Here is an 11,931-nt window from a genome sequence, read left to right on the forward strand (position 1 = left end):
ATCAGATTTTTTTTGCCAGGGCTTCGGCGTAGCCGGTATAACCGCGCGGCGTCAGGGCCAAGAGGCGGGCTTTGGCGTGCGCCGGAATCTCCAGTTTCTCGATGAACGCGCGCATCTCGTCCGGCGAAATGCGCTGGCCGCGGGTCAGCTCCTTCAGTTTTTCGTAGGGCTTTTCGATCCCGTAACGCCGCATCACGGTTTGAATCGGCTCCGCGAGCACTTCCCAGTTCGCGTTTAAATCGGCTTCGATCGCTTCGCTGTTGATCTGTAGTTTGCCGATGCCTTTCAGGGTCGATTGAATCGCAATGCTGGTGTGCGCGATCCCGACGCCGATGTTGCGCAGTACGGTCGAATCGGTCAGATCGCGCTGCCACCGGGAGACCGGCAGTTTTTCGGCTAGGAAGCCGAACAGGGCGTTGGCGATGCCGAGATTGCCCTCGGAGTTTTCGAAGTCGATCGGATTGACCTTGTGCGGCATCGTCGACGAGCCGACTTCGCCGGCGACCGTTTTTTGTTTGAAATAGCCGAGCGAGATGTAGCCCCAGACGTCGCGGTCGAAATCGAGCAGGATCGTGTTGAAGCGCGACAGCGCATGGAAAAACTCGGCGATGTAATCGTGCGGTTCGATCTGAATCGTATAAGGATTGAAAGTCAGGTCCAGCGATTCGACGAAATTTTGTGCGAAGGCTTCCCAATCGACTTCGGGATAGGCGACGCTGTGCGCATTGTAATTGCCGACCGCGCCGTTGATCTTGCCCAGCAGTTCGACCGCCGCCAGTTGCTTGCGCTGGCGCTGCATGCGTGCCGCGACGTTCGCGAATTCCTTGCCGGCGGTGGTCGGGCTCGCGGACTGGCCGTGAGTGCGCGACAGCATCGGCTGGCCGGCCGTGTCAATCGCGATCTTCTTGATCGCCGCGATGCAGGCATCGATCTGTTCGAGCATGACCGCGCGACCTTCTTTCAGCATCAGCGCATAAGACAGATTATTGATGTCTTCGGAGGTGCAGGCGAAATGGAAAAACTCTGAAATTTTTTCGAGTTCCGCATTGCCGGCGATTTTTTCCTTCAGGAAATACTCGACCGCTTTCACGTCGTGGTTGGTGGTCCGTTCGATTTCCTTGACCCGCGCCGCGTCCGCTTCTGAAAACTCGTCCGCAATCGTATTCAAGGCTAGCAGGGCCGCCTCGCTGAATGCCGGCACTTCGGCGATTTTCGCCTCGCGAGCCAAGGCCTGCAGCCAGCGCACTTCGACGAGCACACGGAAGCGGATCAGGCCGTATTCGCTGAAGATCGGACGCAGTTTTTCGACTTGGCGGGCATAGCGGCCGTCGATCGGGGAAATGGCGGTTAAGCTTGTATTAGTCATGTTCGATGGGTGATTTTTTAAGAAAAATGATAGTTGGGATAGTGGGTCGATTATTTGACTGGTTTGATGCCGCCTCTTCTTCCTAAGCCATAACCCACTCGATATACATCCGGTAAATTGATGCGACCATCGCGCATGACCTCAAAGATACCTAAATCGACTAAATCTTGTTTGATGCCTTCTGGGCCTTGATCTAAACGGCTAGGAGGGAGTCTTACCGTTTCGCTGTCAATATTGTTTAAGCTATTGACGATGTTATGTTTGTTCCAAATTTCTTCAATTATATCGAATTGACAGGGGACACTAATGCCTTTCAATGGGTTGATCAAAAGTTGTACCCACGGATAATCTTCTTTTAGTTCATTGACTCGGATATTGGATGCTTTTTGTACGCCCTTGTTGATAGCTTGATAGTGAAGTGCAAATTTTTGATCTCTAACCAAGTTATCGGTGGCCGCTTCTCTTAAAGCGGCTAGAAAGCTTCTTGGGCTAACTTTGCCACGGCTATCGCCCAAATGATTGGGTAGCCATGTATAAGGAAAACCACGGCGCGCGTCGGTTCCCATCCATTCACCAGCAAGTGCGTGAAAAACTTTCCGTTGCACTACTTCATTTTTTTGCATTTCTTCTGGGATAATCCAGACATCGAAATCAGAATGCTTGGTCCAGTGCTGTTGAAAGTGTTGAGAGCAATTGTTTCGAAATTCCTCGCCGCCTTCCGGTGCATTGCCCAAATATTGCCATAGCAAATTAAACAACTCTAATTTATTCCATTCCAATCTGGCGGGATTGTTAATGAGTTTAGAACTATCAGGAAAATCCGTCACATAAGGATCTTCCAACATATCCGGGCGTGCAAATATTTTTAAACGAATGGCGCGAAAAGAACGGAATTCTAAAGCGACTTGTAGTAAACCTTTTAATAGTTCTTTTAAGGACCGCCAGTCATCGGCTGTGCGGTCAAGTGCGTCGAACAAAACGATAGATTTTTTATTGTCGCTGACTAGCTGATTGTCGATTTTGAGTAGTTGATTATCTAGGGTTTCAAAATTTGATTGATAGTGCTCTACTCGTTCCGACCATAAAGATTGATCGGATATGCCGAATTTCTCTGAGCCTAGAATCGCCCATGTAATAACGGTATTCCAAATGTCTTGAGTCGATATGTTTTTTTTTAATAAACTGGCCAAGACCTTTTTTGTAGGATAGTGCGTAGAAGGTGTCTGGCCAAACCCGGTATAGCATTCAATATTGGTAAGTTCTGAACGAGGAGATAGGTCAGATACTAATCGGCGGCGCTCCGGGTCTTGCAACTCCAGCCACCATTCGCTTTTTCCTGCGCCACGAATACCCTCAACCAACATATTGTCGGGATGCAGTGCTTTGGTATGAATGGGAGGGACATAAAAAAAACGCATGTCGATAGCCTTGTCACCCGATTGCTGTTGTTGTTCGGGTAGTGATAGAAATGCTTTGCGCAGAGTTTCGATTGGAAAAGCTTTCATGCGAAATATTCACCTAAGGCAAGACGGCTGGCTGTTTGCAGAAAATTACCGTAGCAAGCAATTATTTGATTACTATTGCTACGAAAATATTCTTCCGATTGCGGATTAAACTCCTGAAACGTAATGTTCCAAAATATTTCAAGAGGAAAATGCGGGGCTGTGTCGTCAGTCAGAGGATAATTAAAAGTATCCAGGTCTTCCGGGTCGGATTCTTCGTAAATGGTTTCCAGAAATAAGTTATAAGCGGATTCACGGCATCTGGAAAAATAATCCTCCCTACTTAATTCAGGCACCATGCCGGCGACTATTTTAAGGTTTTCCCTAAATGCCGTTAAATTGACATTCCATTTTTGCCAATGCTTAAACAAAAAACGGTAAGCTTGCCATGTTTGCGGGGTATTGACAGCAAACAACAAGGCCATGTCTGTCAGGCGGGTAATGGCGATTGCGGCAATATCGTGAATGCCGGCACGACTATCCAATAGAACAATATCAGGTTTTTCTTGAGTTTCTAGTTTTTGTAACAATTCGGAGAGTCGATGAGCGAAGTCCAGTATTCTACCGTCCTGATTGATGTCCATATAAACTCTGGATAGCTTTGCTATGTAATCTTGCTCCTTGCCTCCAGCAGCGGATACTACCCGTACCGTGCCTTCGGTCGATTCCGACAATGGGCTGGTGGCAACCATGTCGCGTAACAGCCATTCGTCGGCTTGGCCGACTGCCTCTTCCACCAACCAATCGACCACGCCGAAGTCTGCGGCTCTTTCGTGTGGCAACAAAATTTGGCCTATGCCGGGCGATTCCAAGTCCAGATCGATAACCAAGACTTTTTTGCCTTGCTTGGCCAGATACCACGACCAGATGGAGAGTGCAGTCGATCGTCCGACGCCTCCTTTAATGCCGAATAATGTGACTCTAGGGGGATGAGGGGCTTCTTCAATAGGTTGGCGTAACCAGTCTTGGCCGGTGATTTGTCTGTCTAATAAATAAATCGGATGGGAGATTCCTTGGATAAGAATTTTGTCAGGGGATTTTATTAGGCTATCGATTGCAATCAGTTCTTCAGAATATATAAAAATAGAATCTTCTGAATATGCAAAGTTACCTAATAAATTGAACAGCTTTTTTGCTAATTTTTTGTGTTTATTGCTTTTTTTTGTTTGTACTATAACGCTAATTCGACCGTAAATATCGCGTAATAAAATGGGCTCTTTCCCGAAGTGAGAGTGGTTTTCTTCTATGAATTCAATGGTTTTTTCTAATGCCTCATGAAAAAATACTTTGTTCATAGAATACCTCTTGCACGAGCTTCGATCATTAAGTTGACAATTGAGTTATTCACAACTAGCTTGTGGGGTAATACATTACCTTTATTAAAGTTCTTGTGATGGGCGTAGCGTGAATTAACCGTCCATTTGTTAAATGGATTGTTAGGACCTGGTATATGCGCTGAGAGTGAAGAAGCATTTCGCCCTTGAAGAAAACATCTGAAATGATCCCATAATTTATCTATATGCTTTTTATCGGTTTGATTTAAGAAATCGCCGTTTTTATCAACTAGGCTAGGATCAAGTCCTTTCATTACGGCTTTTAAAGCGCACTCAGCAGCTAGGCCATAAAGATGATCGGCATTGGCATAACGTTTACCATCGAACAATGAATCGGCGTCTTGCTGATGTCGCTCGTAAGCATTCTTAAAGTCGGCTTTCATTTGTTTGTCTTAGACTCGATAATGCCACCGCCTAAGCAGACTTCGTCATCATAAAACACCACCGATTGTCCCGGCGTAATCGCGCGCTGCGGCTCGTCGAACACCGCCTTGCAGCGGTTTTCCGGCAACGGAATCAACCTGCAGGGTTGGTCGGTCTGCCGGTAGCGGGTTTTGGCCGCGCAACGGATCGTTCCAGCCAGCGGGCGGCCGCTGCACCAGTCCAACTGGCCGGCTTCGAGCACATTGTGCAGCATCAGCGGGTGGTCGTGGCCCTGGCCGACGACCAGCACGTTGTTGTCGGGGTCTTTTTCCAGCACGTACCAGGGTTCGTCGGGCGTATCCTTGACCCCGCCGATGCCGAGCCCCTGGCGCTGGCCGAGCGTGTAGTACATCAGGCCGTGGTGGCGGCCGATCGTTTTGCCTTCCGGGGTGCGGATGTCGCCGGGCTGGGTCGGCAGGTAGCGCTGCAGGAACTCCCGGAATTTGCGCTCGCCGATAAAGCAGATGCCGGTGCTGTCTTTTTTTCGGGAGTTCGCGAAGCCGGCTTTCTCGGCCATCGCCCGGATTTCGCTTTTGTGCAGATGGCCGATCGGAAACAAGGTGCGCGACAGCGGCTTCTGGCCCATCGTGTACAGAAAATAGCTCTGTTCCTTGCCGGGATCGAGTCCTTTCAATAAAAAATATTCGCCGCCGCGCGCTTCGACGCGCGCGTAATGGCCGGTCGCGATATATTCGGCGCCCAGGTCTTCGATCGCGTAATTCAGGAATGCCTTGAACTTGACGTGCTTGTTGCAGAGGATGTCCGGGTTCGGGGTGCGGCCTTTCGCAAATTCGGACAGGAACACTTCGAACACCTCGTCCCAGTATTCGGCCGCGAAATTGACCGTTTTCAGTTCGATGCCGAGCCTGTCGCAGACCTGCTGGGCGTCGGCCAGATCCTGCATCGCGGTGCAGTATTCGGTGCCGTCGTCTTCCTCCCAGTTTTTCATGAACAGGCCGGTTACCCGATGGCCCTGTTCCAGCAACAGCAGCGCGGTGACCGAGGAGTCGACGCCGCCCGACATGCCGACGATAATATTTTTAGACATGGTTCAGATCAAGCAGGGATTGGATTAAGGATAACGGATAACGGGCGCCTTTGAGGTATTCGTCCACGCATAAGGCGACGAGCGGGCTTCTCAGCCGTTGGGGATCGGACAGCATTTCGTCGCGCGTGAGCCAATGGGTCGCGATGATGCCGTCGTCCAGCGCACGTTCCGGTTGGTGGCTGTGGCAACTGCCGGAGAAGCAAAGGCGCAGGAAGCTCGGCGAGTCGGGATTGCGCCGCCAGAGCTGGATGCCGACGAGATGTTCCGGTTCGAAACGCCAGGCGGTTTCTTCGAACACCTCGCGTCGCGCTGCCGCAAGCAGGTCTTCGCCTTCTTCGAGGTGCCCGGCCGGCTGATTCAGTTTGATTCCGTCAGTGGTTTCCTCTTCTACCAGCAGGAATCGTTGTTCGCGCTCGATGATCGCGGCCACAGTCACATGCGGCTTCCAAACCATTCATTTTCCTCGTATTACAAAACGGCTATTTTACTCGATTTGGGGCGGCAGCGGGGAACGAATTGAACTCTTTGCATTAATCGTGTCAAACGGAACGAGTAGAAGCGAATGCTGATATTTGTCCGTTTTATAGCGTTGAAAAAGCGCTATACTTCAGTTGGGCGAAAGTGGGGGGAAATACAATGAGTATGAGCTTGAAATCAACTGCCGTTTGGTATTATTGTTAAGTCTGTAAAGATTTTTCACCGCGATTTCTATGTCTGATTTTGATCCATTGCATGATAACCAAAGCGGCCTCGTTTTGCAGGAAGCCAAGCCGAAGCTGAAAAAACCGCCGTTTTATAAGGTTATTTTGTTGAATGACGATTTCACGCCGATGGATTTTGTGGTCGAGATTCTGATGGAGTTTTTCGGCATGCCCCATGAGAAAGCGACTCATGTGATGCTGCAGGTCCATATGCAGGGAGTCGGCGTATGCGGGACTTACTCCAAGGATGTGGCGGAAACCAAGGTCTATCTGGTCAATGAATATTCACGTGCGCATCAGCATCCGTTAATGTGCACAATGGAAGAAGCGTAAATTTGGTGAGCTTATGTTAAGTAAAGAACTTGAAGTTACTCTGAACAATGCCTTTAAGAATGCGCATGAGAAAAGGCACGAGTTTATAACGGTCGAACATTTGCTCCTGGCGCTGCTGGATAACCCTTCCGCGGAGGCGATCATGAAAGCCTGCGGCTGCAACATTAAACTTTTGAGGGGCCAGTTGACGCAATTCATCGACGAGACCATTTCTCTCATTCCTCAAGGCGTACAGCGGGAAACGCAGCCCACATTGGGGTTTCAACGGGTGCTGCAGCGGGCCGTCTTTCATGTTCAGGCTTCCGATAAAAAAGAAGTGTCCGGCGCGAATCTGTTTGTCGCGTTGTTCAGTGAACAGGATTCCCATGCCGTTTATCTGCTGAACAAACAGGACATTTCCAGACTCGATGTGGTCAATTATCTCGCGCACGGCATTTCGAAAATCGATCAGGAAAATCAGGCGTCCGAGGACCGGAGTTCCGACGCTTCGAATCCGGATGCCGAACCCTCCGGAAGCCCGTTGGATAAATATACGACCAATTTGAACGAGGAAGCGCGCCGCGGACGGATCGATCCGTTGATCGGTAGAGAGCCGGAAGTCGAACGGACGATTCAGATTCTATGTCGGCGCCGGAAAAACAATCCGCTGCTGGTCGGCGAGGCCGGAGTCGGGAAGACCGCGATCGCCGAAGGCCTGGCAAAGCGGATCGTCGAGGAAAATGTGCCGCGCGTGCTGAAGAACAGCGTCATCTATGCCCTGGATCTGGGCGCATTGGTGGCGGGCACCAAATATCGGGGCGACTTCGAAAAACGCCTGAAGGCGTTGGTCAACCAGCTCAAGCGGGAACCGGACTCGATCCTGTTCATCGACGAGATTCATACGATCATCGGCGCCGGTTCCGCGTCGGGCGGCGTGATGGATGCGTCGAACCTGATCAAGCCGCTGCTCGCCTCGGGGCAGATGCGCTGCATCGGCTCGACAACATTCCAGGAATACCGCGGCGTCTTCGAAAAGGATCATGCATTGGCGCGCCGCTTCCAGAAAGTCGATATTCTGGAGCCGTCCGTCGAAGACACGGTGCTGATCCTGAAGGGCTTGAAAGCCCGCTTCGAGGAACACCACGACGTGGTTTACTCGACCGAGTCGCTGCGCCTGGCCGCCGAGTTGTCCGATCGTTTCATTACCGACCGGCATCTACCGGACAAGGCGATCGACGTGATCGACGAAGCCGGTGCCCGGCAGCGCATGCTGCCCGAAGACGAGCGCAAACAGGTGATCGATGCGGGCGAAATCGAAGAAATCGTTTCGAAGATCGCTCGCGTACCGGCCAAGACGGTTTCGTCGAACGACATCGACAAGCTGGCGAATCTGGAAAAGAATCTCAAGATGCTGGTGTTCGGCCAGGACGAAGCCATTGCCGCGTTGGCCTCCGCGATCAAGCTGTCGCGGGCCGGGCTCCGGGAAACGCAAAAAACGATCGGTTCGTTCCTGTTCGCGGGACCGACCGGCGTCGGCAAGACCGAAGTGACGCGGCAGTTGGCCAAGATTCTGGGCGTCGAGCTGATCCGTTTCGACATGTCCGAATACATGGAGCGCCATACCGTTTCCCGGCTGATCGGCGCGCCTCCGGGTTATGTCGGTTTCGATCAGGGCGGACTGCTGACCGAGCAGGTGACCAAGCATCCGCATTCCGTGCTGCTGCTGGATGAGCTCGAAAAAGCGCATCCGGACGTGTTCAACTTGTTACTGCAGGTGATGGACCATGGCACGCTGACCGACAACAACGGCCGGAAAGCCGATTTCCGGAACATCATTCTGGTCATGACGACCAATGCGGGATCCGAAGAGGGCAGCCGCGCATCGATCGGCTTTACCCAGCAGGATCATGCCGGCGACAGTATGAAGGTGATCGAAAGGGGCTTTTCGCCGGAATTCAGAAATCGGCTGGATGCGATCATTCAGTTCAAACCGCTGAATATTTCGGTTGTCGGGCATGTGGTCGATAAATTTATTTTCGAGCTGGAGGCGCTGCTGGCCGACCGGCATGTGACTTTGACGCTCGATGCCGATGCCCGCCTATGGCTGGCCGAAAACGGCTGTGATCCGAAAATGGGAGCCCGGCCGATGGCGCGGTTGATACAGGAAAAAATCAAGAAGCCGCTGGCGAACGATCTGTTGTTCGGCAAGCTGGTCCAGGGCGGCCACGTCAGGATTTATATGGAAAACGACGAGCTGGCTTTTGCGATTGAAAGCAAGGATTTGATCGTGCCCGAAAGCATTTAGGAGTCGGAATGCGCGATTCCGGGCCCGGAGTCCGGAATCAGCGCATCCGGAAGATGATCCGGCCTTTGGTTAAATCGTAAGGTGTCATTTCGACTTTGACGGTGTCGCCGGTCAGTATACGAATATAATGCTTGCGCATTTTGCCCGAAATATGAGCCGTCACGATATGGCCGTTTTCCAGCTGGACTCTAAACATCGTGTTCGGAAGGGTATCGATCACCTTGCCTTCCATTTCAATTTGATCTTCTTTTGCCATTTTTGGGTCCTGGTTATTAAAATCGGTAATCATACCATAAGCCGTTCCTTCACGACAAAAGGCGAGACGAACAATCGCCGGGTATTCCTCACCTTTAACCTGAAAAAGACGGGCATGGCGGAAGCCGTTCCGTATAGGAGGGCCGCCATACGTTACGTGGCGTCTACTTCTTCGTAATCCGAGAATTCCCGCCACTCCTGTTCGATATAGAGCTGTAACGGCTGGTAAGCGCTTTTATAGACCATTTTCCGGCAGTTTTTTATCCAGTAACCCAGATACAGAAATTCGCTCTGCTGTTTTCGCGCTTCTTCGATCTGCCACAACACCGCATACATTCCCGGACTGAATGCGTTGAATTTGGGATCGAAGAAAGTATAGACCGCCGACCAGGCATGCGCGAAGCGGTCTATCACCGCAACGGCCGCCGGTTCTCCTGCAATGGAAAATTCGGCGAACAGAGTATCGCACCATTCGCTGCCGAGAAAATCGATATAATCCTCAGGGCCGGTGCGCGCCATCGAGCCGTCCGGGTGCCGGCTGTTCTGGTAACGCAGATACATATCGTAATGGGCTGGTTCAAACACTGCCGGTTTGATGACCACCTGGGTATCGGCATTTTTTTTCCGGCAGCGCTTTTGTTGCCGGTTCGGTTTGAAACGGGCCACCGGGATTCTCACCGGGATACAGGCCGAACATTGGGGGCATTGCGGAGTATAGACGTCGTTGCCGCTGCGCCTAAAGCCGTGTTTTAGCAATTCCGCGTAGATCGCCGGCGTGATCCGGAACGCCGGATGCACGAACGCCGACCGTGCGGTCTCCCGGTCCAGATAACTGCACGAATGGTCGCCGGTAATGAATAAAGGGATCGATGTCATGCGTCCTGCCAGGCGCACGCGGCGGCCGGCCGCGTGCAGTAGCGGTCGAGCAGACGCATGAAGTCGTTGCGGCCGATCAATTCGGCGCCAAGGCTGGCCAAGTGGGGCGTATAAACCTGGCAGTCGATCAATTCGAAATGCCAGTCGCTGAGATGCCGGACCAGCACCGCAAATGCGGTTTTCGAGGCGTCGGTCTCCGTATGAAACATCGACTCGCCAAAGAAGACGCGGCCTATCGCGACGCCGTATAATCCGCCGACCAGCTCGCCTTCGCGCCAGGTTTCGGCCGAGTGCGCAAAGCCCAGGCGGTGCAGTTCGCGGTAAGCGCGCATAATGTCCTGGGTGATCCAGGTACCCTCCCGGTGTTGCCGGGACTCTCCGCAGGCGGCGATTACTTTGTCGAAAGCGGTGTCGAAAGTCACAGTGAAAGTATTTTTACGTAAAGTCTTGCTTAGACTGCGGGAGACCTGCAATTGTTCGGGAAACAGGATCAGCCGGGGATTGGGCGACCACCATAGAATCGGTTCGTTGGCATTGTACCAGGGGAATATCCCGTGCCGGTAGGCATTCAACAAACGGGTGGCCGACAGGCAACCTCCTACCGCGAGCAAACCGTTCGGCTCCGCCAAGGCGGTATTCAGCGGCGGGAAGGGTTGGTCCGGCCGGTGGGGGTCGAGTATCGCTATCTTCATCCGTTTGGGATTGGCTCAAAAGCGCGAGTCGGTTTTTGATCGAGCTTCGCGCAGTCAGACCGTACGGCTTTAGGTCAATTCATCGAGATATTTTTCTGCGTCGAGCGCTGCCATGCAGCCCGCACCCGCGGAGGTGATTGCCTGTTTATAGACCGCATCCATCACGTCGCCGGCTGCGAACACGCCCGGTACGCTGGTGGCGGTCGCGTTGCCGGCGATGCCGCTTTTGACCTTGATATAGCCGTGTTCCATTTCGAGTTGCCCTTCGAAAATCTCGGTGTTCGGGGTGTGGCCGATTGCGATGAAGACGCCGTGCACGTCGATCTCTCGCGTTTCGCCGGATTGTGCCTGTTTTATCCGGATTCCGGTAACGCCCATGTCGTCTCCGAGCACTTCATCCAGCGTGTGGCCCCATTCGATCGTCACATTGCCGTGGGCGGCTTTTTCGAGTAACTTATTGGAGAGGATTTTTTCGGCGCGGAATTTGTCCCGGCGGTGCACGACCGTTACGTGCGAAGCGATATTCGCCAGATACAGCGCTTCTTCAACGGCGGTATTGCCGCCTCCTATCACTGCAACCGGTTTGTTTTTGTAGAAAAAACCGTCGCAGGTCGCACAAGCGGAAACGCCCCGGCCTGTAAAGGCTTCCTCGGACTCCAGCCCCAGATAGCGGGCGGATGCACCGGTTGCAATGATCAGCGCATCGCACGAATAGCGTCCGGCGTCGCCGGTCAGCACAAACGGCCTTGCCGACAAATCGGCGGTATGAATATGATCAAAGATGATTTCGGTCGCAAAACGCTCGGCATGCTTGCGCATCCTTTCCATCAGATCGGGACCTTGCAGTCCCTCGACATCGCCCGGCCAGTTATCGACCTCGGTCGTGGTAGTCAATTGACCGCCTTGCTGCAGGCCGGTGATCATGACCGGATTCAGATTCGCCCTTGCGGCATAGACCGCAGCGGTATAACCGGCCGGGCCGGAGCCGAGAATCAACAGTCGGCAGTGTTTGGTGTCGCTCATTCGGACCTCTTCAGGGATAAACAAAATTTATGCAATCAATTATGCAGATGAATACAAAGTTCGTAAACCGGAAAAATTTACAAATGAAATAGGG

Annotated in this window: 12 protein-coding genes; 2 read left to right on the forward strand and 10 right to left on the reverse strand. The window is 52.3% G+C overall.

Annotated features, from left to right (window positions below; translation table 11 throughout):
* Position 1 precedes the first annotated feature (1 nt).
* Genes purB through CC94_RS0110875 form a run of 6 tightly spaced genes read right to left on the reverse strand, consistent with a single transcriptional unit; the run spans position 2 to position 6,127 of the window.
* Positions 2-1,366 carry an adenylosuccinate lyase gene (gene purB, locus CC94_RS0110850; RefSeq protein WP_005369726.1) on the reverse strand — a complete coding sequence of 455 codons (1,365 nt, stop codon included), beginning with the start codon at positions 1,364-1,366 and terminating at the stop codon, positions 2-4.
* 50 nt (positions 1,367-1,416) lie between these two features.
* A complete protein-coding gene (locus tag CC94_RS0110855) occupies positions 1,417-2,871 on the reverse strand; it encodes a hypothetical protein (RefSeq protein ID WP_005369728.1) in 1,455 nt (484 codons plus the stop codon).
* Positions 2,868-4,163: a KGGVGR-motif variant AAA ATPase gene (locus tag CC94_RS22350; protein ID WP_005369730.1), complete on the reverse strand. Its 1,296-nt coding sequence runs from the start codon at positions 4,161-4,163 to the stop codon at positions 2,868-2,870. The genes CC94_RS0110855 and CC94_RS22350 overlap by 4 nt, the downstream gene beginning before the upstream one ends.
* A complete protein-coding gene (locus CC94_RS0110865) occupies positions 4,160-4,585 on the reverse strand; it encodes a hypothetical protein (RefSeq protein ID WP_005369731.1) in 426 nt (141 codons plus the stop codon). The genes CC94_RS22350 and CC94_RS0110865 overlap by 4 nt, the downstream gene beginning before the upstream one ends.
* Positions 4,582-5,673: a tRNA 2-thiouridine(34) synthase MnmA gene (gene mnmA, locus CC94_RS0110870; protein ID WP_031430835.1), complete on the reverse strand. Its 1,092-nt coding sequence runs from the start codon at positions 5,671-5,673 to the stop codon at positions 4,582-4,584. Before mnmA ends, CC94_RS0110865 begins: the two co-directional genes overlap by 4 nt.
* The gene (locus CC94_RS0110875) at positions 5,666-6,127 is read right to left on the reverse strand and encodes an NUDIX hydrolase (RefSeq protein ID WP_031430837.1); all 462 of its coding nucleotides are present in this window, start codon (positions 6,125-6,127) and stop codon (positions 5,666-5,668) included. The genes mnmA and CC94_RS0110875 overlap by 8 nt, the downstream gene beginning before the upstream one ends.
* Before the next feature lie 256 nt (positions 6,128-6,383).
* Between CC94_RS0110875 and clpS the strand changes: the two genes are divergently transcribed.
* A complete protein-coding gene (clpS, locus tag CC94_RS0110880; RefSeq protein WP_005369734.1) occupies positions 6,384-6,707 on the forward strand; it encodes an ATP-dependent Clp protease adapter ClpS in 324 nt (107 codons plus the stop codon).
* Positions 6,708-6,720: 13 nt separating this feature from the next.
* A complete protein-coding gene (clpA, locus tag CC94_RS0110885) occupies positions 6,721-8,991 on the forward strand; it encodes an ATP-dependent Clp protease ATP-binding subunit ClpA (RefSeq protein ID WP_005369746.1) in 2,271 nt (756 codons plus the stop codon).
* Positions 8,992-9,028: 37 nt separating this feature from the next.
* Here clpA and infA read toward each other — a convergent pair whose 3' ends face one another.
* From infA to trxB, 4 genes are all read right to left on the reverse strand, one after another.
* Complete coding sequence (infA, locus tag CC94_RS0110890) at positions 9,029-9,247, reverse strand: translation initiation factor IF-1 (protein WP_005369748.1); 219 nt, start codon at positions 9,245-9,247, stop codon at positions 9,029-9,031.
* Positions 9,248-9,399: 152 nt separating this feature from the next.
* On the reverse strand, positions 9,400-10,122 hold the full coding sequence (locus CC94_RS0110895) for an arginyltransferase (RefSeq protein WP_031430840.1): 723 nt from the start codon (positions 10,120-10,122) through the stop codon (positions 9,400-9,402).
* Complete coding sequence (aat, locus tag CC94_RS0110900; RefSeq protein ID WP_031430841.1) at positions 10,119-10,814, reverse strand: leucyl/phenylalanyl-tRNA--protein transferase; 696 nt, start codon at positions 10,812-10,814, stop codon at positions 10,119-10,121. The genes CC94_RS0110895 and aat overlap by 4 nt, the downstream gene beginning before the upstream one ends.
* A 69-nt stretch (positions 10,815-10,883) precedes the next feature.
* A complete protein-coding gene (trxB, locus tag CC94_RS0110905; RefSeq protein WP_031430843.1) occupies positions 10,884-11,837 on the reverse strand; it encodes a thioredoxin-disulfide reductase in 954 nt (317 codons plus the stop codon).
* Between the last annotated feature and the right edge of the window lie 94 nt (positions 11,838-11,931).

The organism is Methylomicrobium agile (assembly GCF_000733855.1).
GTDB lineage: Bacteria > Pseudomonadota > Gammaproteobacteria > Methylococcales > Methylomonadaceae > Methylomicrobium > Methylomicrobium agile.

Coding starts and splice junctions, on each gene's coding strand:
- clpA (WP_005369746.1), top strand. CDS start 6,721: ATGTTAAGTAAAGAACTTGAAGTTACTCTGAACAATGCCTTTAAGAAT.
- CC94_RS0110875 (WP_031430837.1), bottom strand. CDS start 6,127: ATGGTTTGGAAGCCGCATGTGACTGTGGCCGCGATCATCGAGCGCGAA.
- clpS (WP_005369734.1), top strand. CDS start 6,384: ATGTCTGATTTTGATCCATTGCATGATAACCAAAGCGGCCTCGTTTTG.
- trxB (WP_031430843.1), bottom strand. CDS start 11,837: ATGAGCGACACCAAACACTGCCGACTGTTGATTCTCGGCTCCGGCCCG.
- CC94_RS0110855 (WP_005369728.1), bottom strand. CDS start 2,871: ATGAAAGCTTTTCCAATCGAAACTCTGCGCAAAGCATTTCTATCACTA.
- infA (WP_005369748.1), bottom strand. CDS start 9,247: ATGGCAAAAGAAGATCAAATTGAAATGGAAGGCAAGGTGATCGATACC.
- aat (WP_031430841.1), bottom strand. CDS start 10,814: ATGAAGATAGCGATACTCGACCCCCACCGGCCGGACCAACCCTTCCCG.
- CC94_RS0110865 (WP_005369731.1), bottom strand. CDS start 4,585: ATGAAAGCCGACTTTAAGAATGCTTACGAGCGACATCAGCAAGACGCC.
- purB (WP_005369726.1), bottom strand. CDS start 1,366: ATGACTAATACAAGCTTAACCGCCATTTCCCCGATCGACGGCCGCTAT.
- mnmA (WP_031430835.1), bottom strand. CDS start 5,673: ATGTCTAAAAATATTATCGTCGGCATGTCGGGCGGCGTCGACTCCTCG.
- CC94_RS0110895 (WP_031430840.1), bottom strand. CDS start 10,122: ATGACATCGATCCCTTTATTCATTACCGGCGACCATTCGTGCAGTTAT.
- CC94_RS22350 (WP_005369730.1), bottom strand. CDS start 4,163: ATGAACAAAGTATTTTTTCATGAGGCATTAGAAAAAACCATTGAATTC.